This window comes from Streptomyces sp. NEAU-W12 (assembly GCF_026242095.1).
In the GTDB taxonomy this organism is placed as follows: Bacteria; Actinomycetota; Actinomycetes; order Streptomycetales; family Streptomycetaceae; genus Streptomyces.
This window is the reverse complement of record NZ_JAPJDM010000038.1, coordinates 1-25583: the sequence shown is the minus strand read 5'-3', so window position 1 is coordinate 25583 and position 25583 is coordinate 1. Positions and strand designations below refer to the sequence as shown.

Sequence of the window (25583 nt, the reverse complement as noted above, 5' to 3'; positions counted from 1 at the left end):
CGACACCACGGACCGCTGCTCCCGCACGTGATGAGGAGACCCCGATGCGCGCAACCGTGGGCGACCAGCTTGTCCAGCACGGCAGGGTGGTCGGTCAGCACGACAAGGTCGCCGAGATCGTCGAGGTGATGGGACGGCAGGGCGATCCGCCCTACCGCGTCCGCTTCGAGGACGGACACGAGGCCGTGTGCTCACCCGGCCCGGATTCCGAGATCCGGCACAGGAACCACCAGCACTAGACCGAGGACCGGCGCCGCTCCTCCGCCCCGTCAGCCCGGAGGTGGTGCCGGCCGGCCGTAGTGGTCGGCGACCACCCGGGCCATCGCACCGGTCGGGTCGGCGGCCACTTCCCTGGCGGCGAAGAAGACGTGCCCGCGCGCCTGGGGGTAGGACGTCGCGAGCGTGAGGTGCCGGGACAGCTCGGCCGGATCCTGCCAGGCGGCCGGCTGCGCCGGATCTCCCGCCTTGTAGAGCGCCTCCCCCACGTACAGCCGGGTCCCGGAGCCCTCCACGACGGCGGACCACCAGGACAGCAGTTCCGCGTAGTCGGCGGCGGCGAAGCCGATGTTCCAGTAGAGCTGGGGGCAGATGTAGTCGATCCAGTTCTCCCGCACCCATCGGCGGGTGTCCGCGTGCAGGTCGTCGTAGGTCTGCACGCCGGCCCGGGTGTCCGGGCCGAGGGGATCGGTCGCCGCGTTGCGCCAGACCCCGAAGGGGCTGATGCCGAACCGGGTGCCGGGCCTGGCCTCCTTGATCCGCGCCGCCGTCTCGCGCACCAGCCGGTCGATGTTGTCCCGTCGCCAGGCCGCCCGGTCGGGGAAGGCGCCGCCGTGGGTGTCGTAGGCGGCGTCGTCGTCGAAGGTCAGGCCCGCCACCGGGTACGGGTAGAAGTAGTCGTCGAAGTGGACCGCGTCGACGGGATAGCGGCGCACCGCGTCGAGCATGGCGTCCTCGACGAAGGCGCGGACCTCGGGCAGACCGGGGTTGTAGTAGAGCTTCCCGCCGTACGGGACCACCCAGCCGGGGTTCTGGCGGGCCGGGTGCGTGGCGGCGAGCCGGGTGGGGTCGGTGTGCGCGGCGACCCGGTAGGGGTTGAACCATGCGTGCAGCTCCAGGCCACGGGCGTGGGCCTCGGTGACGGCGGTGCCGAGCGGGTCCCAGCCGGGGTGTACGCCCTGGGTGCCGGTGAGGCAGGCGGACCACGGTTCGTACGGGGACGGCCACAGGGTGTCGGCCGTGGGCCGTACCTGGAGGATCACGGTGTTCAGACGGTTGCGGACGGCCGCGTCGAGGTGGGCGATCAGCTCGGCCCGCTGTCCGGCGGCGCTCAGCCCCGGGCGGGACGGCCAGTCCCGGTTGGCCACGGTCGCCAGCCACACGCCCCGCATCTCACCGGCGGCTGCGCCCCGGCCGCCCGCCGCGCCCGCCGGTCCGGACATCGGCCGGCCCGGGGCGGCCGACGCGGCCGTCATCATCGTCACCGACGACAACGCCGCCACCGCGAACGCCCTGCGTGACACTCGTCCCATTTCACACCCGCCGCAAAAGCCGCGATCCGCCCGGCCGCGGACCGCTCCCCGCCCAGAATGCCCGCCCCCGGCGATCGATCATCGGTACTTCCGGGTAACGTGCACGAACGGAGCAGGCGGCCGGAACCCGGTGCTCCTGCCAGGAGTCGTAGACGGTGCAGGCCAGAAGGACCCGTGCCGCGCCAGGAAGCGAAAGGGACGATGTGACCGACATCGAACGCGTCGGAGTGGTGGGCTGCGGTCAGATGGGCGCGGGGATCGCCGAGGTGTGCGCCCGCGCCGGACTGGACGTGAGGGTCGCCGAGACCACCGGCGAGGCCCTGGAGATCGGCCGCACCCGCCTGTTCAACTCGCTGACGAAGGCGGCCGGGCGCGGCAAGGTCACGGCGGAGGAACTGGACGCCACCCAGGCCCGGCTGAGCTTCACCACGGACCTGGGCGAGTTCGCGGACCGCGATCTGGTGATCGAGGCCGTCGTGGAGAACGAGCAGGTCAAGACGGAGATCTTCCAGGTGCTCGACCAGGTGGTGACCCGGCCGGACGCGATCCTGGCCTCGAACACCTCCTCCATCCCGCTGGTGAAGCTGGCGGTCGCCACCTCGCGGCCGGACCACGTCATCGGCATCCACTTCTTCAACCCGGCCCCCGTGCAGAAGCTGGTCGAGCTGATCCCGGCGCTCACCACTTCCGAGGGCACGATCAGCCGGGCGCAGCTCTTCGCCGAGAAGGTGCTGGACAAGCACGCGATCCACGCCCAGGACCGTTCCGGGTTCGTCGTGAACGCGCTGCTGATCCCGTACCTGCTCTCCGCGATCCGGATGTTCGAGTCGGGCATCGCCAGCCGCGAGGACATCGACAACGGCATGGAGATGGGCTGCGCCCACCCGATGGGTCCGCTGAAGCTGTCCGACCTGATCGGTCTGGACACGGTGGCCTCGGTCGCGTACTCGATGTACGAGGAGTACAAGGAGCCGCTCTACGCCGCTCCCCCGCTGCTCCAGCGCATGGTCGACGCCGGCCGCCTGGGCCGCAAGAGCGGATCCGGCTTCTACAGCTACGGCTGACACGGCCGCCCGTGACGGAGAACTGACGCTCCGACACGTTCACCGACCGTCACGTTCCGGCCGTGCGAACGGGCCCGGTGCCCCTGGATCGCCAGGTGCACCGGGCCCGCGGCGTTCACACACCGTGTGCGCTCCGGGCTCGCATATGCCTTTCGCACACTCTTACCCCGCGTCCACCAGGGGAGTTGACTCATCCTTCGCAGGCAAGGGATGAGAAGGATGACGGAGAGGAGCGGACTTGTGACCGCCGATCCCGAACAGCCCGCCGTCCAGGGCGAACTCGCGGAGTTACGGCGCCGCCTCGACGTGGCGTACGCCCGCGTCGAGGGTGGACTGGCGCTGCTCAGCCATCGCACCGAGGAGGCGGCCAGGGAGCTGGACGAGCTGAACACCCGGATCGTCACCCTGGAACACGCCCGCTGGCCGCTCCAGGCGGTCGCGGCCGTCACGGCCGTGGGCGCGCTCGTCGTGACGGTCTGGCAGGCGTTCGGCCGCTGAACCACGCACCCGGGCCGGACGGCCGACGGCCGCACAAGGGGCTGGGTCAGGACATGGTGTCCTGACCCAGCCTGAGATGGTGCAGCAGGAGTAACGCGGCCGCCATGTTGGCGGCCGGGACCTCGCCGCGGGCGACCAGGTCGGGAACCACCTTGAGCGGTACCCACTCCCGGCGGTCCGACTCGAAGTCGTCCACCGGGTGTCCGAGGTACTCGCCCTCGTCGGCCCAGTAGATGTGGTGCCGGGCGTCGGTGAGCCCGTTGGACGGTTCCACGCTCATGAGGTGGTGCAGGGGCCCCGGCCGCCAGCCGGTCTCCTCCTCCAGTTCCCTGGCCGCCGCCCGGACGACGTCCTCGCCGTCCTCGACGACTCCGGCCGCGAGTTCCCACCCCCAGCTGTCGGTGATGAAGCGGTGGCGCCACAGGAGGAGGACCTCGTTGGCCTCGTTGACCACCGTGGCCACGGCGACGGGCCGCAGCCGGATGAGGAAGTGGTCGAGTTGCCGGCCGTCCGGCAGCTCGACCTCCGCGAGGTTGACGCTGAACCAGCGGTTGACGTACACGGTTTGTTCGTTCTTGTTCGTCCACTGCACGGTTATGCCACCTTCCGTTCGATGGGTGGCAATATCGCAGCAGTGACGGTTCGGTAGCAGGCGCACAGGAGTGAGCCCGCGGCGCAGCGGACGGCGCGGTACGGGCGCACGGTGCGGGGCGCCCGGCGACAGCGCCGGCAGCGGTTACAGCGGTACGCGCAGTGCCCCGTCGATGAGTTCGGCCGCCTCGGCGGTCCCTTCACAGCCGTTGCGCACCAGGTGCTCACGCACGGCGCGAAGCCTGTCGCGCAGCCGCTGCGACTCCATTCCCCGGGCCTGCTCGGCCATCTGCACGGCGATGGCGACCGCTTTGTCGGCGTTGCCCTGCCGCAGCTCGATGGTACTGAGCATGGCGAGCCGGTGCACCCGGCCCCGGTCGTGCGCGGGGTTGCCGACGGCGGCGGCCGCGTGCTCGCCCGCCGCGGCCAGTTCGCCGAGGCTGAGCAGGGCCTCCGCCACCTGCACGTTGACCAGGCCGGGCTGGACATAGCCGGTCTCGTCGGGTTCGTGTCCGCGCCGGATGCGCTCGGCGGCCTGCTCGGCACGCCGGATGCGCGACAGCGCGCCGGTGCTGTCGCCGAGGTGGGCGTACGCCTTGGCCTGCATCGCGTACAGGTCGGAGGCGAGCGCCGGGGTGATGTGCTTCCCGGCGGCGCGGAGCGCGGCCTCCGCGAAGGCGACGGCCTGCCGGTACTCCCGCATGAACAGCGACTGGTTGACGAGAAGTGCGATCACATACGCGCCGAGTCCCCGGTCCCCGCTGGCTTTTGCCAGCCTCAGCGCCTGGTGGAAGTAGCGCTGGGCCAGGCCGTGGGCGTCGGAGTCGTACGCGCAGATTCCGGCGACTGCCACCAACCCGCCGGTGGCCCGGTGCAGTTGACGGCCCATGGCGTCGGTGTAACCGCCACGGAGCAGCGGAGCGGCCTCGGTGTTGAGGAAGCCGACGATGCGGTCACGGGTCGCGACGCCGCCGGCCTTGCGGTACATCTGCTCGTAGTGGCCGCGGGCGGCGCGCAGCATGTCCAGGTCGCCGGGGGTGACCCGGTGCCGGCCGCCGCGCGAGACGTCGACGTCCTCGGGCGGGTTCTCCCACTCCCAGACGGGCATCACGGCGGGGGTGCCGGTGACGGCGGGCGCGCCCAGTATGTGCGGGCGCCGCTGCTGGTCGGAGCGCCACAGCGCGGTGGCCCGCTCCACGAATCCACAGAGCGTGCCCGTGTGCGGGGCGGCGGGTTCGCCGGGGACGCCGAGGCCTATGTCGTCGAGGGTGATCGGACGCTGCAGCCGGGTGGCCAGCACCTCGCAGATCAGGTCGGGCACCTGGCCCCGGGGCCGCTGTCCTTTCAGCCAGCGTGCCACGGCGGTGTGTTCGTATCTGAGGGACAGTCCGCGCGTCCGGCCGGCCTGGTTGATGTGCGCGGCCAGGCCCGCGTGCGAGATACCGGCCTCGTCCAGGACCGCGTCGAGCAGAGTGTTGGGCTGCATGAGGCCCCCCGGGGGATCGGTGCCGACAGAGTAGTGGGTGGGCGTTCACACGGGGTGTGAACGGAGTGCCCGTATCCGCAGGGTGTACGCACTGTCGCGGAGAGTCGCCGACCGGTTGACTGAGGTGCCTCGAAAGAGGCCGGCCGGGCCGCCGGCTCCCCCTCGTACAGTGCGGCGGCCCGCTTGTGCGCCGTCCGCCCCACTGCCTGCCCGACACTTTGCGGCGGGGCGGACGGCACCGCCGGCCCCGACGACGGCGACCGCGCCGGTCACGACGGGTACTGCAGCGGGTTCGTCGGGGAGAGGTCCGCCGCGCCCGGGTGCCCAGCGGTGCCCTGCGGCTCCGAGGGTGCGCGGGAGGACGGGCGCTCGTTCCCGAGGACCAGCAGGGCGACGTCGTCCTTGGGCGGGCCACCGGTGTGGCGGACCAGCGCCGTGAGGGTCGTCCGCAGGACGGACTGCGGTGTGGGCGGGACGGCCTCGCACGCGGCCGAGGCGAGCACCTCGGACAGCGGGAAGAAGGTGCCGTCGGCGTCCCGTGCGTCCTCGACTCCGTCCGTGTGCAGGACGAGCGTGTCGCCCGGCAGCAGCCTGCCGCAGGAAACGAGGGGGAGCCTTGCGGGCAGCGGGAACGGGCCGAGCGGCGGGAGCGGGCCGGTGCGGGCGACCGGTTCGGCCCGTGCACCGCTCAGCAGGTGGGGCCAGGGGTGCCCGCAGTTCAGCGCGCGCATCCGCCCGTCGGGAAGGATCTCGAGCAGCAGGACGGTGACGAACTCCTCGGCGGTCCAAAAGTCGTGTCCGGTGCCCGCCGGCAGGCGCTCGGCACGCGCCCGCTCCCGCAGGTGACGGCCCATCGCCCGCTCCAGCCGGCGCAGGACTCCGGTCAGGTCGGGCTCGTCGTGCACGGCCTCACGGAAACCGTCGAGAACGGCACCGACGGTGGGGGCCGCTGCGACCCCGTGCCCGCGGACGTCGCCGATGACGGCCCGTACGCCGTACTCGGTGGCGACCACCGCATACAGATCGCCGCCGACCCGGGCGCCCCGGTCGGCGGACAGTTGGACGGCGGCGACGGCCAGCCCGTCGACACGGGGAGGCGGCCGCAGCATCCGCTGCGTGGAGCGGGCCGTCGTGCGGCTCCGCCGCACCTCCCGCAGCAGGCTCCGCCCGACGTGCAGGGCCAGCCCGGTACCGAGGGCGCCGAGGACGCCGGGCCGCAGTCCACGGGCGAGCGCCCGGCGCAGCGGACAGTGGTCGGGCCCCCATGGGGTGGTCGGCCCCGATGAGGTGGTCCTGGACCGTCCCGTGCGGGGCGGCCCAGCCTTGAAGAGGATCATGCCGATGGCCCCCCACTCTTGGCCCTGACAGCGTAGACCGGCCTGGAAAGGCCGGTCCGATTCTGTCGACCGCATCACCCTATCCGGACGTATCGCCCGGAAATGCCACCCGAACGAGTGAGGTGACCGTCGGGAACGGATGTGAACAGATGCGCAGGGGACGCATGGGTCCCCGAGTGACGGGGGACGGCTGGTCCTGTCCGGCACGTCGAGCCCGGAGGCGCTGGGCGGTGCCGTCCGGCGAGACCGCACCGGGACCGCCGCGCCCGGCGAGGAGGCGGAGGAAGGCGGGGACGCGCCGAACCCGTCGGATGCGCCGGGGCCTCCGGCCTCAGCGGCACCGGCGGGAGCCACCAGTCGGTTTCCCGAGCCCTCCCCCGCTCTCAGGATCCCGGACCCCGGGCACGCGGGGGGGCCGGGGGCCCGGCCGCGGCACGGCGAACCGTGCCCGGCCGGCCACACGGCCCCGGAGAACCCGCCGTCTCCGGCGGGCCCTCCGGAACCCCGGAGGGTGTCAGCCCCGCAGGACCGCCCCGGTGCGCTCGCCCGCGAGGGCGACCGCCGTCTCCCGGGCCGCGGAGGCCTCGTCGACCGTCAGTGTCCGGTCGGCCGCGCGGAACCTCAGCGCGTACGCCAGGGACTTGCGGCCCCCGCCCAGCTGCTCGGCGTTCTCGTACACGTCGAACAGCCGGATGGACTCCAGCAGTTCACCGGCGCCCTCGCGCAGCGCCGCCTCGACGTCCGAGGCCGGCACGGCCCCGTCGACGACCAGGGCGACGTCCTGGGTGGCGACCGGGAAGGTGGAGATGGCCGGAGCCTGCGGGATACCTTGGCCGGCCTGCTCCAGGGCGTCCAGGTCGACCTCCATCGCGCAGGTGCGCGGAGGCAGGCCCAGGTTCTTCACCACGCGCGGGTGCAGCTCACCGGCGTGGCCGACGACCCGCTCGGTGCCGTCGACGGTGACCGCCAGTTCGGCGCAGCGGCCCGGGTGCCACGGACCGTACTGGCCCTTGCGGACGACGAGTTCGGCGCCCGCCTCGGCGGCGACGCCGCGGGCGGCCTCGACCGCGTCGGCCCAGCCGGCCGGACGGTCCGCGCCCCACCAGCCGGCCTGTTCGCGGGCACCGGCGAGGACGACGGCGACGTGCCGCGGCTGGTGGGGCAGCGCCGCGTCGAGGCCGGCGAGTTCCTCGTCGGTGGGCCGGCGGTCCACGGGCAGCCGGGGAGCGGTCCGCTGCTCCTCGCGCGGCTTGAAGACGAGGCCGGTCTCGAACAGCGCGAGGTCGTGGCTGCCGCGTCCGTCGTTGCGCCGCAGCGCGCCGAGCAGACCGGGCAGCAGCGAGGTGCGCAGCGCGGGCTCCTCGTCGTTGAGCGGGTTGGTCAGCTTCACCACCCTGCGGGCCGGGTCGTCGGCGTCCAGGCCGAGCTGGTCGAGGACCTGCTCGCCGACGAACGGGTAGTTCGGCGCCTCGACGTACCCGGCACCGGCCAGGGCCCGGCCGGTCCGGCGGTGCAGCCGCTGCCGGGAGGTCAGCCCGCGTCCGGCGGGGGGCCGCGGCAGGGTGGCGGGCAGGTTCTCGTAGCCCTCGAGCCGGATGACCTCTTCGGCCAGGTCGTTCGGATCGGTGAGGTCGGGCCGCCAGGACGGCACGGTGACGATCAGCTCGTCCTGCCCTCCCGTCGCCCGGCCGGCACTCCCCGACGACGCGTTCCACGCGGCGGTGTTGCCCACCACGTCGCAGCCGACCTGCTGGAGGCGGCGCACGACGGTCTCCCGGCCGTAGGCGACACCGGCGACCCGGTCGGGGTGGTCGGCCGGGAGGGTGATCGTGTGGGGCGCGGACGGGGCGACGACCTCGGTGACCCCGGCCTCGGCGGTACCGCCGGCGAGCAGCACCAGCAGGTCGACGGTGCGCTGCGCGGCAGCGGCGGCGGCCTGCGGGTCGACGCCGCGCTCGAAGCGCCGGGACGCCTCGGAGGACAGCTTGTGCCGGCGGGCCGTGCGCGCGATCGACACGGCGTCGAAGTGCGCGGCCTCGATCACCACGTCGGCCGTGGCCTTCTCGACGTCGTGGTCGGCGATCTCGGTGTCGGCGCCGCCCATGACGCCGGCGAGCCCGATCGGGCCGCGCTCGTCGGTGATCACCAGGTCCCCGGCGTCGAGGGTGCGCCGCACGCCGTCGAGGGTGGTGAGCTTCTCACCCTGCCCGGCGCGGCGCACACCGATGGCGCCCTGGACCAGGGAGCGGTCGTAGGCGTGCAGCGGCTGGCCGAGCTCCAGCATCACGTAGTTGGTGACGTCGACGGCCAGGGAGACCGGGCGCATGCCGGCCTTCTGCAGTCGGCGGGTGAGCCAGATCGGGGAGCGGGCGTCGGGGCTGAGCCCCGTCACCGTGCGGGCGGTGAAGCGGTCGCAGCCGACGGGGTCGGAGACCTTCACCGGGTAGCCGAAGGCGTTCGGCCCGGGGACGTCGAGCAGGGCCGGGTCGCGCAGCGGCAGCCCGTAGGCGGTGGCGGTCTCGCGGGCCACGCCGCGCATCGACAGGCAGTAGCCGCGGTCCGGGGTGACGGCGATGTCGAGGACCTCGTCGACCAGCTCGAGCAGTTCCACGGCGTCCGTGCCGGCCTCGGTCTCGGGCGGCAGGACGATGATGCCCTTGCTGCCGTCGTCGCCCATGCCCAGCTCGTCGCCGGAGCAGATCATGCCGTGCGAGACCTTGCCGTAGGTCTTGCGGGCGGCGATCGCGAACCCGCCGGGCAGCACCGCGCCGGGGAGCACCACGACGACCTTGTCGCCCACCGCGAAGTTGCGGGCGCCGCAGACGATCTCCTGGGGCGCGCCGGTGCCGTTGGCCTGCCCGACGTCGACCGTGCAGAAGCGGATGGGCTTCTTGAAGCCCTCCAGTTCCTCGATGGTGAGCACCCGGCCGACGACCAGGGGGCCCTTGAGGTCGGCGCCGAGGTGTTCGACCGTCTCGACCTCGAGGCCGGCCGAAATGAGCTTGGCCTGGACGTCGCGCCCGGTCTCAGTCGCCGGCAGGTCGACGTACTCCCGCAGCCAGGAAAGCGGGACCCGCATCAGATCTCCATCCCGAACGGCCGGGTGAACCGGACGTCACCCTCGACCATGTCTCGCATGTCCTCGACGTTGTGGCGGAACATCAGCATCCGCTCGATGCCGAACCCGAAGGCGAAGCCGCTGTACTTCTCGGGGTCGACGCCGCAGGCGGTGAGCACCCGCGGGTTGACCATGCCGCAGCCGCCGAGCTCGATCCAGCCCTCGGAGGAGCAGGTGCGGCAGGGGCGGTCGGGGTTTCCGACGGACTCGCCCTTGCAGACGTAGCAGAGCATGTCCATCTCGGCGCTCGGCTCGGTGAAGGGGAAGAAGTTCGGCCGCAGCCTGGTCTTCATGCCCTCGCCGAACAGCGACTGCACCATGTGGTCCAGGGTGCCCTTGAGGTCCGCCATGGTGAGGCCCTCGTCCACGGCGAGGAGCTCCACCTGGTGGAAGACCGGGGTGTGGGTCGCGTCCAGCTCGTCGGTGCGGTAGACGCGGCCGGGGCAGATCACGTAGACCGGCAGCTCGCGGCCGAGCAGGGAGCGGATCTGCACGGGCGAGGTGTGGGTGCGCAGCACGACGCCGGACTCGGTGCCGCCCTGAGGACCCTGCACGAAGAAGGTGTCGTGCTCGCCGCGGGCCGGGTGGTCCGGGCCGATGTTGAGTGCGTCGAAGTTGAACCACTCGGCCTCCACCTGGGGGCCCTCGGCCACCTCGTAGCCCATGGCCACGAAGATGTCCTCGATGCGCTCGGACAGCGTGGTCAGCGGGTGCCGGGCTCCGGACGGTACCCGGTCGTGGGGCAGGGTGACGTCGACCGCCTCCTCCACCAGGACCCGGGCGTCCCGCTCGGCCTCCAGTTCGCTCTGGCGGCCGGCGAGGGCCTTGTTCACCGCGCCGCGCGCCTGGCCCACGCGCTTGCCCGCGTCGGCCTTGGCGTGCGGGGGCAGGGCTCCGATCTCCCGGTTGGCGAGAGCCAGCGGCGAGGCGGGGCCGGTGTGGGCGATCTTGGCCTCGTGGAGTGCGTCGAGGGAGTCCGCGGCGGCGAAGGCGGCGAGCGCCCCGTCCCGCATGCGCTCGATCTCTTCCGGTTTCAACGCCTCGACCTCGACAGGGTCGTACGACTTATTGGGTGCCGACATCTCTTCCCGTACTTCCGATTGGCTGGCTGGTGGTCCCCGTCACCGGCTCGTGGCCGAAGCGTCTCCGTCTGCGGGACACAAAGGTGCCAGGGGCCGAGTCTAACGGGGTGGGGGACCGCGAATGCGCCCGTGGGGCCCCGGGTGCGCGCTAGGTGAGATACGCGGGGGCCGCCACGGGCAACGTAAATCGGAGCTCCGCGCCGCCGCTGGGGGCGCGGCCGACCGTGATGGTGCCGCCGTGGGCCTCGACGATGCCCTTGACGATGTACAGCCCGAGGCCGGTGCCGCCGCGCTTGCTGCCCCGCCAGAAGCGGGTGAAGACGCGGTTCATGGACTCCTCCGGGATGCCGGGGCCCTCGTCGCTCACGGTGACCGACGTGGCCGCGTGCTCGCCGTTCTCCCGGTCGCGGGGGGACGCCGAGGGCGTGATGTCGATGGTGACGGTTCCCTCGCCGTGGCGCACCGCGTTTTCCAGCAGGTTGCTGAGCACCTGGTCGACCTTGTCGGGGTCGGCCCACAGGCCGGGCAGGGGGTGCTGGACGCGCAGCAGGAACCGGTCGGCGCTCTGTCCGGCGGCGACGTAGGCCTGGATGTGCCGTCCGACGGCGGCCCCGATGTCGACGGGCTGGCGGCGCAGCTCGAGGCGCCCGGAGTCGATGCGGGAGATGTCGAGGAGTTCGGCGATGAGCCGGGTGACCCGGTCGGCGTCGGCGTCGACGGTCTCCAGCATGAGCTGTTTCTGCTCGTCGGTGAAGCGCTCCCACTTGGCGAGCAGGGTGGCGGTGAAGCCCTTGACGGAGGTGAGCGGGGAGCGCAGTTCGTGGGCGACGATGGCGATCAGTTCGGCATGGCTGCGTTCGGTGCGGCGGCGGGCCTCGGTGTCGCGCAGCGACACGACGACGCGGTGGACGGGTCCGGTGGGCCGGGTGCGGACGTAGCGCGCGGAGACGAGGACCTCCCGGCCGCCGGGCAGCAGCAGGTTGCGCTCGGGCTGGCCCACCCGGATGGAGAGGCCGCCGTAGGGGTCGGTGAGCTGCCACCATCGCCGGCCCTCCAGGTCCTCCAGCGGCAGGGCCGTGTCGAGCCGCCTGCCGAGGGCCCGCTCGGCGGGGACGGCGGTGATGCGGGCGGCGGCGGCGTTGAAGCAGATGACCCTGCCGTGCTCGTCGGCGACGACGAGGCCGTCGGGCAGCTGGTCGGGATCGATGCCGAGCTCGGCGGGGCCGGCGGACCGGGGCGCGGGCGGGCGCGCCGCCCGAGGTGCTCCCGGTGCGCTGCTCGTGCCGACGGTCATCCCCGTGTCCCACCTCTCCGTACTCCCTCGGGGTGCCCCGCTCTCATGCGGGGTCCCCGGTCCGGTCGGAGCCGGGGAGCCTGGGGTACGGCCGAGAGCTGGGGGAGGGTCCCCGGGCAGGTCACCTTACTAGCTCTCGGTGACGGAGCGGCACCCTCCGACGGCGCGCTGTGCACGCGCCGACGCGTAGAGACATACGGCGGCGGCGGTGGCGAGGTTCAGACTTTCGGCCTTTCCGTGGATCGGGACACGGACGACGGCGTCGCTGAGCGCCCGGGTCTCCTCGGGAAGTCCCCATGCCTCGTTGCCGAAGACCCAGGCGGTGGGCCCGCCCATGGTGCCTCGGTCGAGTTCGTCGTCGAGGTCGCGGCCGCCCGCGCCGTCCGCGGCGAGTACCCGTACTCCGGTGTCCCGCAGGGCGGCCACGGCGTGCTCGACGGGCACGCCGACGGCGACGGGCAGGTGGAACAGCGATCCGACGGAGGCGCGGACGGCCTTGGGGTTGTAGAGGTCCACGGAGGCGTCGGTCAGGACGACGGCCTCGGCACCGGCGGCGTCGGCGCACCGCAGGACGGTGCCGGCGTTGCCGGGGTCGCGGACGTGGGCGAGGACGGCGACGAGCCGGGGACGGGCGGCGAGGATCTCCTCGAAGGGGGTGTCGAGGAAGCGGCACACCCCGACGAGGCCCTGCGGGGTGACGGTGGTGGAGATGTCGGCGACGACCTGCTCGGCGGCGAGGTGGACGCGGGCGCCGGCGTCCCGGGCGGCGCCGATGATGTCGGCGTACCGCTCGGCGGCCTCCGGGGTGGCGAACAGCTCGACGAGCGTGGCTGCGCCGGCGCTCCCGTGCACGCCGGCGTCCCGGTGCCCGGCGGCCTCCCGTACGGCCTGTGGCCCCTCGGCGAGGAACAGCCGCTCCTTGCCCCGGAAGTTCCGCTTGGCCAGCCGCCGCGCGGCCAGCACGCGGGGCGAGCGGGAGGAGATCAGCTCAGGGGTGGCGGGGGGCATTCGGTTCACTTTCGCTCGCAGCTTCGGCGGCGGCTCCCGCGCGGGTGCCGCGCCGGCTTCCGGATCCGGACAGACTACGGACCCGCAGGCGGCGCCTGCGGGTCCGTTGGATCACGCCGGTCTCGAGGCCGGCGCGGCGTCACGCGGCCTTGGGCGCGTTCACGTCCGCCGGCAGCGCCTTCTGGGCGACCTCGACGAGCGCGGCGAAGGCGGTGGCGTCGTTGACGGCCAGCTCGGCCAGGATCTTGCGGTCGACCTCGACGTTCGCGGCCTTCAGACCCTGGATGAAGCGGTTGTACGTGATGCCGTTCGCGCGGGCAGCGGCGTTGATGCGCTGGATCCACAGCTGGCGGAAGTCACCCTTGCGCTTCTTGCGGTCGTTGTAGTTGTAGACCAGCGAGTGGGTGACCTGCTCCTTGGCCTTGCGGTACAGGCGCGAACGCTGACCGCGGTAGCCGGAGGCCTGCTCGAGGATCGCCCGGCGCTTCTTGTGGGCGTTGACTGCCCGCTTGACGCGTGCCACTTGTTAACTCCTTGTAGCGGGGCCGCGGTTGGTGGTCACGTGGCCCGAAATCGATTGGGTCCCGGTTCTGACGTGCTGACGGCGCCGGAGCGCCGGAACGTCACTTGCCGAGAAGCTTCTTGATCTTCTTGGCGTCGCCCGGGGCCATCTCGGCGTTGCCGGTGAGGCGACGCGTCACACGGGACGACTTGTGCTCGAGCAGGTGGCGCTTGCCGGCGCGCTCGCGGAGCACCTTGCCGGAGCCGGTGACCTTGAAGCGCTTGCTGGCACCGCTGTGCGACTTGTTCTTCGGCATGGCGCCGTTATCTCCTCGTCGGTGGCGCTCCGGTGCCCGGTCACGAAAACCGGGCACGGTGGAGCGTCGTACTTGTTTCGGTTGTGTCCCTGAGGGCCTGGACCCCCGAGGTCATGCGGTCACGCGTCGGCGGGAGCCTCGGCCTGGACCTCGGCCGGCGCCTCGGCGTCGTCCGACTGCTCGGCCTCCGCGGCGTTCTGCGAGCGGCCGGGGTGGGCCTTCGCGTCCGCCTTGCGGGCTTCCTGTGCCTGACGGGCCTCGGCCATCGCCTCGGTCTTCTTCTTGTGCGGACCGAGAACCATGATCATGTTCCGGCCGTCCTGCTTCGGGTTCGACTCGATGAACCCGAGGTCCTGGACGTCCTCCGCGAGCCGCTGCAGCAGTCGGTAGCCCAGCTCGGGCCGGGACTGCTCGCGACCACGGAACATGATCGTGATCTTGACCTTGTCGCCCTGCTTGAGGAACCGGACGACGTGACCCTTCTTGGTGTCGTAGTCGTGCGGGTCGATCTTCGGCCGGAGCTTCATCTCCTTGATGACCGTGTGCGCCTGGTTCTTGCGCGCCTCACGGGCCTTCATGGCCGACTCGTACTTGAACTTCCCGTAGTCCATGAGCTTGCACACGGGCGGGCGGGCGTTCGCCGCGACCTCGACCAGGTCCAGGTCGTACTCCTGCGCAAGCTCCAGTGCCTTGGCCAGCGGGACGATGCCCACCTGCTCGCCACTGGGACCGACAAGTCGCACCTCGGGAACGCGAATCCGGTCGTTGATGCGGGGCTCGGCGCTGATGGATCCTCCTAGATAGCACCACGCGACAGCCTGGCGGACAGCCGCGTAACGTCTGTGTTCGTTAGACCTGACCGCGCCGAAGCAACAAAAACGCCCCGGACGATCACGGGCGGGGCTCCTCGAACTACCGGAGCACCGCCGCGGTGACCGCGGGGCGCACTTTCGGGCGGATCGCCGTCGAGCGGGACCGCCTGACCGGTGACCTGCCGTCCGGGGGACGGTCAGGTGGGAGTTCGAAAGCCTCCACTTGTGGGCCGGGCACGCATGCTGTGGGCAGACGGGTCCGACCGGTCGTTACACAAGGTTAGCAGCTTCCGCGAGGGTACGCTAACCGCCTGCGCCGGGCCCTGGTCGGCGCACCTCCTGCTGTCAAGGGGACACGCGCCGGGCCCTATCGTGTGGGGCATGAGTGAGACCTCCCCCGCGGGCACCCCCGAAACCGCCGACACCCCCGACTTCGACACCATGGCCCGAGACATCGCCGAGGTCCCGGCCGTCGAGGTGATCGTGACGGTCGCCGTCAATCTGATGAGCGCCGCGGCCGTGAAGCTCGGTCTGACCGAGGAGGGCGACGAGCACAGGGACCTGGACGAGGCCCGCAAGCTGGTGCACGCGCTGGCCGGTCTGCTGGACGCGTCCGCGACCGAGATCAGCTCCTTCCACGCGGCACCGCTGCGCGACGGCCTGAAGTCGCTCCAGCTGGCGTTCCGCGAGGCCTCGCTCGTCAAGGACGAGCCGGGGCAGGGGCCGGGCGAGAAGTACACGGGCGCGGTCTACGGCTGAGCGCGGCGGGGCACGGGTCACCCGCGGACGTAGAAGGGCTCGCCCGGTGGCGTCGCTCCGGCCGGCAGTACCGCCAGGTCGAGGCCGCGCACCAGGCGGGCCCTCAGTGTTTCGTCGGCGGCGAGCCGCTGTGCCACGGCGCGGGCGGTCTCGGCGACGGGGGCGGCGGGGTCGAGGACCAGGGCGAGGGTGCCGTCGGCCTGTCCCGGTCCGAGGTGGGCGCGCAGGACGGCGGGTTCCGCGGCGACGACCGCGCGCAGGGCGCCGGTGACCGCGGGGTCGGCCAGCGGGTCGGCGGTCGTACGTCCTTCGGCGAGCGCGAGCAGCAGCGGGCCGGTCAGTTCGAAGGGCACGGGCCCGGCCAGGTCGAGGACGACCGTGTCCGCCTTCTCGTGCGCGGCCGCCTGCAGGGCCTGGTGCAGTGGTACGGCGACCGGGCGGGCCCGGGGGTCCCAGCGGGCGAGCGAGTCGGTGGAGGTGAAGGCGGGCAGCGCGGTGCGGCCGCCGGCCTTCAGTGTGGGGACGGCCATGTCGCTGGTCTTCTCGCGGCGCAGCCCTCGTTCGTCCTCCTCGGTCTCGCCGAGGACGGCCACCACGGGGACCAGCAGCCGGGTGCCCCTGAGCGCGTCGAGGACCGGCGCGACGGCGTTGCCGTCCTCGGCCCAGGCGGCGAGCGCCGCGCTCAGCCGGGGGTCCGCGGAGCCGTCGTCGTCACGGTAGCCGGGGTCGGGAATGTTCTTGTTCGCCACGGTCGTCGACCCTATCGGCCCGGGGTGGCAGGCTCGCACGCGGGCGGACGCGGAGAGCGGGAGGTGCCGGTGGGGTCCGACGGGCGGGGTGCGTGGCCGGCGGCGATGGCGGCGGTGGCCGTGCCGGACGGGGCCGAGGTGTCGGTGGGGGTGCTGGACCCGGTCTCCGGGGCGGGTTTCCGTCACGGAGGCCGGGCGTTCGTCACGGCGAGCGTGGTGAAGGTCGGCATCCTGGCGGCGCTGCTGCTGAAGGCGCAGGACGCGGGACGGGCGCTCAGCGGGGAGGAGCGCTCGTACGCGGCGGCGATGATCGAGCGCAGCGACAACGACGCGGCGTCGGCGCTGTGGCGCTCGATCGGGCGGGCGGGCGGCCTCGACGCCGCGCACACCCGCCTCGGCCTGACCGGCACCGGGGGCGGCGACGGCCCCCGCTGGGGGTTGACCCGGACCACGGCCGCCGATCAGCTCCTGCTGCTCCGCCAGGTGTTCGGGAACCCGGCGGACTCGGCACTGACCGCGGCCTCGCGGGCGTACGTACGGGGGCTGATGGAGCGGGTCGTCCCGGAGCAGGCGTGGGGGGTGCCGGTGGTGGCGGACGCGCTGCCGGCGGGCGGCGCGGCGTGGGCGGTGAAGAACGGCTGGGTACCGCGCGACGCGACCGGGCTGTGGGCCGTGAACAGCGTCGGCCGCGTCACGGTCGGGGGCCGGGAGCTCCTGGTGGCCGCGCTGTCCGACGGCAACCCGACGATGGCCCGGGGCGTCTCTCTGGTGGAGGCGGCGGCACGGGCGGCGGTGTCGGCGGTGCGGCCGCACTCACCCGGCCCCGTTCGCCCCGGCCGCGGGGATGCCGCCGGCCGCCCCCGCCCCGGTCCGCCGGACGGAGGGCGGCCCTAGGCGTCCTGGTGGCCCGGCCGGCGGCCGCGCCACAGGACGACCGTGGCCACCAGGAGGACGCCGCCCGCGCCGCCCGCGAGGGGAGCGGCCCAGTCGGCGGTGCCGGTGTCGGACCCGGCGGTGTCCGGGCCGGGGCCGAAGTACTGCTCGCCGTAGGCCGCCGGCTCCGGGCTCTCGGGCCTCAGGCGGGCCGCGGCCTCGATGGCGGCGGCCGGGTCGACGAAGCCGAAGCCGCGGGAGTCGTCGCGGCCGTCGGCGGGGGCGTTGCGGGCGGTGTCCTCGAGGAGCCTCTTGAGCTGGGCCGGGGTCAGCCCGGGGTGGGCCGCCCTGACCAGGGCGACGGCACCGGAGACGAACGCGGCGGCGGCGCTGGTGCCCCAGCCCTCGTAGTACTTGCGGTCGGGGTCGGCGATGATCACGTCGACGCCCGGGGCGCTGACCGTGGCGTACCAGCGCCGGGTGGAGAAGGGGGCACGGGTGCCGTAGCGGTCGACGGCGGTGACGGCGACGACGCCCGGGTAGGCGGCCGGGTAGGAGACACGGTCGCCCTTCTCTCCGCCGTTCCCGGCGGAGGCGACGACGGCCACGCCCTTGCGGAGGGCGTACTGGATGGCCTCGTCCTCTCCGGACTCGGGGTGTGCGGAGGCGGAGTCGTCGCCGAGGGAGAGGTTGATGACGTCGGCACCGTGGTCGGCGGCCCAGCGGATGCCTTCGGCGAGGGCGTTGCCGCGGGTGCTGCGGGCCTTGGCACGGGAGGGGTCGCCGTCCTCCAGGATCACCCGCACGGGGAGGATCCTCGCCTCGGGCGCGATGCCCAGGACGCCTTCGCCGTTCCCGGCGCCGTGTCCGTGACCGGCGATGATGCCGGCCATGGCGGTGCCGTGCCGGGCCCAGGCGCGGTCGCCGGCCTCGGCTCCGAAGCCGACCAGGTCCTTGCCGGCCAGGACGTTGCCGGCGAGGTCGGGGTGCTCGGCGTCGACCCCGGTGTCCAGGACGGCGACGGTGACACCCGCGCCCCGCGTGGTGCGCCAGGCCTCGTCGGTGTGCAGGGCGTCCAGGCCCCACTGCTGGTCGCGGATGCTGTCGGCGTACGCGGCGGTGGCGGGGAGCAGGGCGAGGCCGGCGGCCAGCAGGACGCTCAGGACCGCGGCTCGGGCGGTCGCGGGCCTCATGAAGGCTGCTCCGTGGCCGTACCGACGTTCTTGCGCAGACCGCGTTCGACCCGGTCGGCGAGGCCCCGCGCCTCGTGGCCGAGGCCTGCCTGGGCGGGGGCGGTGGTGGTGCCGGACTCCATGGCGTCCTCGGCGGGCAGGGGGGTGTCGACGCCGCGGCCGTCGGCCCAGCCGGACACGGCGTAGACGACGACGGGGGCGTCGGTGAGGACGGAGATCGCCCACGCGGCACGCTGTCCGGCGCCGAAGTCCGCGGCCGCGGTCCCCTTCGCCGCGTACGGGCGGGGCATCAGATCGCTGCGGCGGTCCAGGCGTTCCTTGTCGAACCGGCCGGCGAGGGAGGCCATGGCGGCGGCGTCGGCCTCGGTGAACAGCAGGCCGACGGTGGTGACATGGCTCTGGGTGGCGTCGGTGTAGGTGGCGCGCAACAGTCGTTCGCAGCCGGCGGGGGCGAGCAGCTTGCGCAGCAGCGGGTCGAAGGCGCCCTCGCAGCCGCTGTCCGGGGCCACCGCTATCCGGGTCCAGGTCCGGTCGGCGTCACCGGGGCCGGCGCCCTTGCCCTGAAGGGTGGGCGGGAACAGTTCGTCGACCGGAACGTTGTGCCACATGCTGCCGGCGGCGGCGAAGCCGCTGCTCTCCCCCGCCTCGCCGGAGTCCCCGGCGAGCCAGCTCCCGGCGACAGCACCGCCGATCAGGCCCACGCCGAGGACGAGACAGACCGCGGCGGCCACGACCTGGGAGCGCAACCGCCGCCCGAGCGGGTACGGCCGGGCGTTCTCGTCGTACCCCTCGGGCTGCGCGAACGTCACGACCGGCCGGCCGGAGCCGGAGGCACCGGCTTCCGTGGAAGCGCTCCAGGAGAACGCGGGGTCGGGGGTGCCCCGGCCGTAGTGCGCGGCGGTGTCCCGCCCGGAGCGGTACGGCTCCTCGGCACCCGGACGCGGAACCGGAGCCCACGCGCCGTCCCGCTTTGGACGGAGCGGGGGCGCGGCCGGCCGGGACGGCGGGACCGGGGGCGGCACGGCCGGGGGCGGGGGCGCGGCGGGCCGAGCCGGTGCGGATGCCCGGACGGGGACCGGGCGCAGGCGGGTCGTCGTCTCCGCCGGGGTCTCGGGGCGTGCCTCGGTACGGCGGGCGTCCGCGCGGCCCGCGGCGGGGCGCTGCCGGGTGGGCGGCTGCTGCCGGCCCGGGCGGTCGGGGCCGCGGGTGGGCTGCACCGGCACGGTGGCCGAGCCGTTCGGCGAGGCGGCCGGGGACGGTGCCCCGCGGTCCACGGCCGGCGGGGTGTCCGGAAAACGGGCGGACACCCTCGGCGGGGGCGGTGCCGCGCCGTCCGTACCACTGCCCGTGCCCGCCGGTTCGTCCCGGCCGCTTCGGCCACCGGCGCCGAACCCCGGGAAGGGGGGCCGGGACGGTGAAGACGCCGGGGAGGAGGGGGCGGGAGCGGGCGCGCCCCCTGCGCCGCCCTCCGCTCCGCCGGTGTCGGCGGACGGCGCCGCGGCCGGCCGGCGCACGTCGAACGCGCCGGTCCCGCCGGAGGTCCGCCCCTTGGGCTGCACCGGCGCGGCGCCGTCGGTGCCGTTCGCCGCTCCCCCGGAGGGCGTCGCGCCGGATGTCCCGCGCGGCCCGGTGCCGGCGTCCGGCTGCCGCCGGCCCGGCCCGCGGGTGTCGTCGGCCGGCGGGCGGGGCGGGGGCGTGGACGGTGGCGGAGGGGGCGTGGGGCGGGGAGGGTGGGAGGCGCGCTGCGCTTCCGTGCTCATGCACCCCCCGTTTCCTCGTGCCCGGACCGTTTCCTCGCCGCGGGCCGGTGTCTGCCGCCGGACCCGGTACGAAGCCGTCCCGGGCACAGATACCCGCACGGGAGGAGCATCATCCCGGCACGGGTCCTTGCCCGGCGTGGGCCGCCGGACGTGCGCGTCACTCTACGGCGTGACACCGGCCGGACGGGAACCAGTCCGCAGGCCCGCGGCATCTGCCCGGAACATCCCCCTACCCCTGTGGCAAACCCGTCTGGCAGGCTGCGTCCATGACTGTGCGCGCCTCCGACCGGGCCCGTTACGACCGGGCCACCGCCCACCTCGACGCCCCGCTCGCGATCGTCGATCTGGACGCCTTCGACGCCAACGCGGACGATCTGCTCCGGCGGGCCGGCGGGAAGCCGGTGCGGGTGGCCGGCAAGTCCGTGCGCTGCCGCGCCCTGCTCGAACGGGTGCTCGCCCGGGACGGCTTCGCGGGCATCATGTCGTTCACCCTCGCCGAGTCCCTGTGGCTGGCCCGCTCCGGTTTCGACGACATCCTGCTCGCCTACCCCTCCGCCGACCGCTCTGGTTACGCCGAGCTGGCCGCCGATCCCAAACTGGCCGCCGCCGTCACCGTCATGGTCGACGACCTGGCACAACTGGACCTGATCGACGCGGCGCGCGCCGGGGGCGGGGAGGTGGTGCGGGTCTGCCTGGAGCTGGACACCTCGCTGAGGTTGCTCGGCGGACGGGTGCGGGTCGGTGCCCGGCGTTCCCCGCTCCACTCCCCCGCGCAGGTCGCCGAGCTGGCCCGCGCGGTGGTCCGGCGCCCCGGGTTCGAGGTGGTGGGGATCATGGCGTACGAGGGGCATGTCGCGGGGGTCGGGGATGCGGTGGCCGGGCAGCCGCTGCGGTCCCGGGCCGTACGGCTGATGCAGGCCACCGCCCGCCGGGAGCTCGCCGCGAGGCGAGCGGCGGTGGTGCGGGCGGTACGGGAGGTCGTGCCGGGTCTGGAGTTCGTCAACGGCGGTGGCACGGGCAGCGTGCAGTACACCGCCGAGGAGGACGCGGTCACCGAGATCGCGGCGGGTTCGGGACTGTACGTACCACGGCTGTTCGACAACTACACGTCCTTCACCGGGCGTCCGGCGGCTCTCTTCGCCCTGCCCGTCGTACGGCGCCCGGGTGTGGGCGTGGTGACGGTGCTCGGCGGCGGTTATCCGGCGTCCGGCGCGGCCGGCACCGACCGGCTGCCGGTGCCGTATCTGCCCGGGGGGCTGCGCTACGACCCGCAGGAGGGGCCCGGCGAGGTCCAGACACCGCTGCTGGGCCCACCGGCCGACGACCTGCTGATCGGCGACAAGGTGTGGTTCCGGCACGCCAAGGCGGGCGAGCTGTGCGAGCGGTTCGACGCGCTGCGGCTGGTCGAGGGCGACGCGGTGACGGACACCGTACCGACGTACCGCGGCGAGGGCATGACGTTCCTTTAGGGGTCTTTCCCTGGGGGCGTCCGATCGGGTCGCGTGGTCCGGTCCCGTGCCTCGCAAGGCACCGGAGAGCCCCAGTGGCGGAGTTGCCGGCGCTCTTTGGCAACGCGGCGAGGCGCAGCGCCGGGCCGGGCCCGGCCCGGTTCGAGGGGGCCGGTGTGCCGCCGCGGGCCAGGGGGCGGGCTCAGGAGGCGGGGCCGACGCTGTTGCCCACACCGCCGCCAGGGCCCGCGTCGCCGGCCGCGCGGATGCCCTTGGTGATGCGGTCCATGTCGGCCAGGGGCGGTGCGTCGTCGCCTGCTTCGAACACGTAGCGGACGGCGACCGGCGCCCCGGTGCCGACGGTGGAGGGGAAGACCAGCGACTGCACGTACCCGCCGGGGCCCCTGCCGGTCGTCACCTGCCAGCGGACGTAGTACCCGGCGCGGCCCGCCACCGCGACCGGGCCGGACTTCAGGACCGTGTGGGACTCGATGCCGCCGTAGGGGCTCTGGTCGAGTGCGTCCTCCTCGAAGGCGTCCTCGGCCGCGTCGGAGACGTCCTCCTCGGCGAGCAGTTCGGGGGAGGTCTCGTCGGTCCCGGTCATCGTGCGGGAGATGACGAGGCCGTGGCGACAGGCGCTGCCCTCGCCGGGGCAGTCGTGGGTACCGGGAGTGGTCATGACGACGTCGTCCCGGCTGACGTTCTCCGGCCGGACCCAGCCGTCGAGGAGCGGGAAGGTGACGCCGTTGAGCTGGTCCTCGACGGTGTTCGGGTCGTCGGCGGAGGGCTCGGACGCGGAGGCGGAGACGGACGGTGCTGGGCCGTCGCCGTCCGGTGAGGGGGCGGACGGCGCGGTGGACGGGCCGGTCCTGGTCTCCGGGTCTCCGTCGTCGCCGCCCAGCAGCACCGCGCCGGTGACGACCGCGGCGACGAGCACGGCGGCCGCCGTGGCGAGGGCGATCGCCCGGGTACGGCCGCCGGTGCCACCGGGGGGCGTCGGCACCGGCCCGCCGGGGGCCTCCGGGGTGCGCCGGTGCTCGCTCCAGGCCGTGCCGTCCCACCAGCGTTCCAGGTGCGGGGCGTGCGGGTCGGGGTACCAGCCGGGTGCGGGCGTCATGCTCATCCGAGCACTCTAGGGCGAGGACCGTCGAAGCCCGTCGTCGTCCTCGCGACCGGTCCGCGCCCGGGACGGGCCGCCGTCCCGGGTGCGGACGGCGACGGCGGGGGGCGGCGGTGCCCCGGCGGCTACGCCTCCGTGTCGAACGCCACGAAGCGCAGTTCCGAGGTGTACCGGCGTCCCTCGTCGTCGCGGAGCCAGGTCTGCTCCGGTGAGGGCAGCATCTCCGTGAACGTGACCGTGCCCCGCGGGTCCCGGCGGGCCAGCCGGCGCAGCGCCTTGGCGAGGATCGTGACGTACACGGGACTGTCGAAGTCGACGTAGAACGGCCGGGACTCGGTCGGGGAGACGACGAAGACGTAGCGGGGCAGGCCGAGTCGTGCGCGCCAGTGCCGGGCGCGGACGAAGCGCCGGGCCTCGTCCTTGTCGTCGGCGAACCCCGCCTCCGACGCGGGCAGCCGCCACGTCTCCCGGGCCACCACCAGCCGGTCGACGGTGACGCGCGGTGTGTGGCCCTTCGGCGGCAGGAGTTGGAAGAGGTCCATCGACAGGGTGGTCAGGACGTGCGAGAAGACGTCCGTCACCGGAAACCGCGCACCGTCCGGGAGCCGGACGACCAGGTCGCCGTCACGCTCCTCGACGACGGCGTCGGCGCTGAGCACGGCCCGGGGGCGGGCGGGGTCCGCGGTGAAGTCGGTCAGGGCGACCTGGTAGTCCTGGGGCCGGATCAGCGTGTTCCGGACCCGGGCGGACAGGCGCGCGCGGTGCTCCTTGGGGATCAGCGGCAGCAGGCGCGGCCCGGGGTGGTCCCGGTCGGTCAGACGGAGCAGTTCGCCGGCGTCCGGGTGCTGGTGGGTGAAGAGGGAGGCGCCCAGCGTGTTGGCGGCCAGGTGGAGTTCGCCGAGGACGAGGGTGAAGTCGCCGCGGGCCACCGCCTCGGTGCCGTCGGCGGCGATCATGATGTCCGGGCTCAGGTAGCGGGCCGCCGTCCAGCCGCCGGAACCGGCGAACTCCTCGCGCACCGCCGCCTCGATGTCCGCGGAGCGGACGGTCACGCGGCGGGCGTCCGGGGGGATCGCGAGGATCCGCCGCCAGGTGGCGGCGAACTCCTCCTGGAGTTCGCCGGCGGTGGCGCGCGCGGTGCCGTGCAGCACCGGGAGGCACGCGAACCAGAGGGCGGCCAGGTCTACCGGTCCCTCGGCGGCGAGGCGTTCGTACACCGCGCGCGTCCCGGTCCGTACGACGGCGGCAAGCCGTGAGGTGAGCCACCCGGCGCTGTCCATGAGCAGCCGCAGCGGGCGCAGCGCCTCCAGCACCTCGGGGCCGAGGCGGGCCGTCGCGGACCGGCGGGAGTCGTGGTACACGAGTGCCCGGCACGGCGCGGTCGACGCGGACTTCTCCCGTACGGCGGCGGTGTCGGTCAGTTCGGTGAAGTCCCGCTCCAGGCCGGTCAGCGCGCCGACCAGCGCGTCCACGTCATGGGCGGCCGCCACCGCCGCGCGGCCCTCCTCCAGCCGGTCGAGCGCGGCGAGCCCCCGTCGGCGCGGTTCCGGCGCGCCGACGGTCTCCAGCCAGGCCCGCAGGTCCCGGTCGGGGTGGGTGCCCGCGGGTACGTCCAGGCGCCATACCACCCAGCGGCGGGCGACCAGGTCGGCGAGGACGGCGGGCACGTCGTGGTCCGGAAGCGCGGCGGCGATCGCCCGCGCCGGGCGGACGCCGTCGCAGAGGCCGAGGACGGCCGCGGTCCGGGCGGGGACCGTCACCGGACTCCGGCCGGGCACGCGGACCCGGCAGCCGTCCACCGTCACGAAGGGCACCCGGCGAGGGGCGATCCACTCCCGCAGGCCGGGATCGGCGTCCAGGGTCCTGGCCAGCGCGTCGACGCCCCAGCTCGCCCAGTAGACGGTGGACTCGGCGACGATGCCGGAACCGGTGTCGACGGCGGCGCCGGACACCGCGGCGTCCCAGCGGCCCCAGCCGACGGGGCCGAAGAAGCCGATGGTGTCGTTCTTCACGCAGAACCGCTGCCAGTAGTGGGCGACCAGTTCCTCGCGCTGGCGGGGCATGCTGCTGCGGCTGTCCACGCCCGGCGTCCAGCGCAGGAACGGGGCGATACCGGAGGTGAGGACCGGGCGGTTCTGCCAGGCCACCGCCTCCCGGAAGGACGGCGTGCGGGCGATGTCCTGGAGGGTGTGCGCGGTCTCCACGGCGGCGTCGGCGAACAGGCGGGCGAAATCCGTCCAGCGCGCGCCGTCGAGGGGGGCCTCCGGGGCGAACTTGTCGGCGGCCTCGGCCAGTCCGGGCGGGGCCAGCCGCAGCACCCCGTCGGCGGGGAAGCCGGGGCCGCGCAGCGCGAACTGCTCCCACAGACGCCAGCGGCCGAGGGACGGTACGCGGTCTTCGGTCATGGCAGGGCTCTCCTTGGCGAGCGCGGGGGACGGGCGGAGGGGCACGGCGCGGGCGGGTCGGGGCGGGACGAGGCGCGCGAGGGCGCGGCGGCGGGGCGGGAAGGGGTGCGGGCCGGCGCGGGGCGGGGCGGGGGCCGGTGCGCGGCGCGCGCCGGCCCCCGGCCCTCGTGCGGTCGCGTCGGGGCCGGGGACCGGTGGGGCGCACGGTGGAGGGGGCAGCGGGTGCCGTGGAGGTCAGGGGCGGCCGTAGTCGGCGTCGACGACCTCGGCCAGGTCCCGCGGTGTGGGGTAGGCGAAGACCAGGGACACCGGCACCTCCGCGCCGAGGACCTCCTCGAGCCGGCCGGTGATCTGGAAGGCGGTGAGCGAGTCGCCGCCCGCTTCGTAGAAGTCGGTGTCCGCGGTCAGGTCGGGCAGGCCGAGCACGTCGCGGAAGATCCCGACGAGCAGGTCGGCGGTGCGGGTGGCGGTCGCGGTGTTCTCGGTCATGACGTGTGCTCCTCGATGGTGGTGGCGGTGGGTGCTTCCACGGCTCTTTCCGTGGGTGTCGCGGTGCGTGGGCGGAGAAGGGCGTGCAGGCGGGCGGGGGTGTTGCCGCCGGAGACGACCACCACGGCCCGTTCGCGGCGGCCGGCGCGC

At 74.0% G+C, this 25583-nt stretch carries 23 protein-coding genes; 6 read left to right on the top strand and 17 right to left on the bottom strand.

The features are described 5' to 3' along the window. The first annotated feature begins 44 nt into the window (after window positions 1–44). Window positions 45–239, top strand: coding sequence for a DUF1918 domain-containing protein (locus tag ORI94_RS32710; RefSeq protein ID WP_266082371.1), 195 nt, complete (start codon window positions 45–47; stop codon window positions 237–239). A gap of 30 nt (window positions 240–269) precedes the next feature. Here ORI94_RS32710 and ORI94_RS32705 read toward each other — a convergent pair whose 3' ends face one another. Continuing rightward, window positions 270–1529 (bottom strand): glycoside hydrolase family 10 protein, encoded by a 1260-nt coding sequence (locus ORI94_RS32705; RefSeq protein ID WP_266082369.1) that lies wholly within the window; start codon window positions 1527–1529, stop codon window positions 270–272. A gap of 203 nt (window positions 1530–1732) precedes the next feature. On the opposite strand from ORI94_RS32705, the gene ORI94_RS32700 reads away from it, so the two are divergent. Both ORI94_RS32700 and ORI94_RS32695 read left to right on the top strand, forming a co-directional pair. Beyond that, the gene (locus ORI94_RS32700; RefSeq protein ID WP_266082367.1) at window positions 1733–2593 is read left to right on the top strand and encodes a 3-hydroxybutyryl-CoA dehydrogenase; all 861 of its coding nucleotides are present in this window, start codon (window positions 1733–1735) and stop codon (window positions 2591–2593) included. A gap of 240 nt (window positions 2594–2833) precedes the next feature. Beyond that, the gene (locus ORI94_RS32695; protein WP_266082365.1) at window positions 2834–3091 is read left to right on the top strand and encodes a hypothetical protein; all 258 of its coding nucleotides are present in this window, start codon (window positions 2834–2836) and stop codon (window positions 3089–3091) included. Window positions 3092–3137: 46 nt separating this feature from the next. Here the strand turns inward: ORI94_RS32695 and ORI94_RS32690 are convergent, their stop codons facing one another. From ORI94_RS32690 to infC, 10 genes are all read right to left on the bottom strand, one after another. Beyond that, window positions 3138–3683 (bottom strand): NUDIX hydrolase, encoded by a 546-nt coding sequence (locus ORI94_RS32690; protein WP_266082363.1) that lies wholly within the window; start codon window positions 3681–3683, stop codon window positions 3138–3140. Window positions 3684–3827: 144 nt separating this feature from the next. After that, entirely contained in the window at window positions 3828–5168 is a 1341-nt protein-coding gene (locus ORI94_RS32685; protein ID WP_266082361.1) for a transcriptional regulator, read from the bottom strand. A gap of 269 nt (window positions 5169–5437) precedes the next feature. Beyond that, entirely contained in the window at window positions 5438–6505 is a 1068-nt protein-coding gene (locus ORI94_RS32680) for a PP2C family protein-serine/threonine phosphatase (protein WP_266082358.1), read from the bottom strand. Window positions 6506–7019: 514 nt separating this feature from the next. Next, window positions 7020–9584, bottom strand: coding sequence for a phenylalanine--tRNA ligase subunit beta (gene pheT / locus ORI94_RS32675; protein WP_266082356.1), 2565 nt, complete (start codon window positions 9582–9584; stop codon window positions 7020–7022). After that, complete coding sequence (gene pheS / locus ORI94_RS32670) at window positions 9584–10705, bottom strand: phenylalanine--tRNA ligase subunit alpha (RefSeq protein WP_062192348.1); 1122 nt, start codon at window positions 10703–10705, stop codon at window positions 9584–9586. Before pheS ends, pheT begins: the two co-directional genes overlap by 1 nt. A 148-nt stretch (window positions 10706–10853) precedes the next feature. After that, window positions 10854–11999, bottom strand: a complete 1146-nt coding sequence (locus tag ORI94_RS32665) for a sensor histidine kinase (protein WP_266082353.1) — start codon at window positions 11997–11999, stop codon at window positions 10854–10856. 129 nt (window positions 12000–12128) lie between these two features. Further along, window positions 12129–13007, bottom strand: coding sequence for a TrmH family RNA methyltransferase (locus tag ORI94_RS32660; protein ID WP_266082351.1), 879 nt, complete (start codon window positions 13005–13007; stop codon window positions 12129–12131). 139 nt (window positions 13008–13146) lie between these two features. Next, window positions 13147–13530 carry a 50S ribosomal protein L20 gene (gene rplT / locus ORI94_RS32655; RefSeq protein WP_004933571.1) on the bottom strand — a complete coding sequence of 128 codons (384 nt, stop codon included), beginning with the start codon at window positions 13528–13530 and terminating at the stop codon, window positions 13147–13149. A 100-nt stretch (window positions 13531–13630) separates the two neighbouring features. Further along, window positions 13631–13825 carry a 50S ribosomal protein L35 gene (gene rpmI, locus ORI94_RS32650; protein WP_015661694.1) on the bottom strand — a complete coding sequence of 65 codons (195 nt, stop codon included), beginning with the start codon at window positions 13823–13825 and terminating at the stop codon, window positions 13631–13633. A 119-nt stretch (window positions 13826–13944) separates the two neighbouring features. Next, the gene (infC, locus tag ORI94_RS32645) at window positions 13945–14613 is read right to left on the bottom strand and encodes a translation initiation factor IF-3 (protein WP_266082418.1); all 669 of its coding nucleotides are present in this window, start codon (window positions 14611–14613) and stop codon (window positions 13945–13947) included. Between the two features lie 405 nt (window positions 14614–15018). Between infC and ORI94_RS32640 the strand changes: the two genes are divergently transcribed. Beyond that, entirely contained in the window at window positions 15019–15396 is a 378-nt protein-coding gene (locus ORI94_RS32640; RefSeq protein WP_266082337.1) for a DUF1844 domain-containing protein, read from the top strand. Between the two features lie 17 nt (window positions 15397–15413). Here ORI94_RS32640 and ORI94_RS32635 read toward each other — a convergent pair whose 3' ends face one another. Continuing rightward, window positions 15414–16145 carry an SseB family protein gene (locus tag ORI94_RS32635; protein WP_266082335.1) on the bottom strand — a complete coding sequence of 244 codons (732 nt, stop codon included), beginning with the start codon at window positions 16143–16145 and terminating at the stop codon, window positions 15414–15416. A 105-nt stretch (window positions 16146–16250) separates the two neighbouring features. Between ORI94_RS32635 and ORI94_RS32630 the strand changes: the two genes are divergently transcribed. Next, the gene (locus tag ORI94_RS32630) at window positions 16251–17039 is read left to right on the top strand and encodes a serine hydrolase (RefSeq protein ID WP_266082416.1); all 789 of its coding nucleotides are present in this window, start codon (window positions 16251–16253) and stop codon (window positions 17037–17039) included. On the opposite strand, the gene mycP is transcribed toward ORI94_RS32630, so the two are convergent. Then, window positions 17036–18211: a type VII secretion-associated serine protease mycosin gene (gene mycP, locus ORI94_RS32625; RefSeq protein WP_266082333.1), complete on the bottom strand. Its 1176-nt coding sequence runs from the start codon at window positions 18209–18211 to the stop codon at window positions 17036–17038. The two genes, ORI94_RS32630 and mycP, sit on opposite strands and share 4 nt — an antisense overlap. Continuing rightward, window positions 18208–19485 carry a hypothetical protein gene (locus ORI94_RS32620; protein ID WP_266082331.1) on the bottom strand — a complete coding sequence of 426 codons (1278 nt, stop codon included), beginning with the start codon at window positions 19483–19485 and terminating at the stop codon, window positions 18208–18210. The genes mycP and ORI94_RS32620 overlap by 4 nt, the downstream gene beginning before the upstream one ends. 752 nt (window positions 19486–20237) lie before the next feature. On the opposite strand from ORI94_RS32620, the gene ORI94_RS32615 reads away from it, so the two are divergent. Next, entirely contained in the window at window positions 20238–21440 is a 1203-nt protein-coding gene (locus ORI94_RS32615) for an amino acid deaminase/aldolase (RefSeq protein WP_266082329.1), read from the top strand. A gap of 181 nt (window positions 21441–21621) precedes the next feature. Here ORI94_RS32615 and ORI94_RS32610 read toward each other — a convergent pair whose 3' ends face one another. The 3 genes from ORI94_RS32610 to ORI94_RS32600 form a co-directional block, all read right to left on the bottom strand. Continuing rightward, entirely contained in the window at window positions 21622–22536 is a 915-nt protein-coding gene (locus ORI94_RS32610) for a DUF2510 domain-containing protein (protein ID WP_266082414.1), read from the bottom strand. A gap of 128 nt (window positions 22537–22664) precedes the next feature. Next, window positions 22665–24944: a lantibiotic dehydratase gene (locus ORI94_RS32605; RefSeq protein ID WP_266082327.1), complete on the bottom strand. Its 2280-nt coding sequence runs from the start codon at window positions 24942–24944 to the stop codon at window positions 22665–22667. Window positions 24945–25178: 234 nt separating this feature from the next. Beyond that, on the bottom strand, window positions 25179–25433 hold the full coding sequence (locus ORI94_RS32600; RefSeq protein ID WP_042168405.1) for an acyl carrier protein: 255 nt from the start codon (window positions 25431–25433) through the stop codon (window positions 25179–25181). Between the last annotated feature and the right edge of the window lie 150 nt (window positions 25434–25583).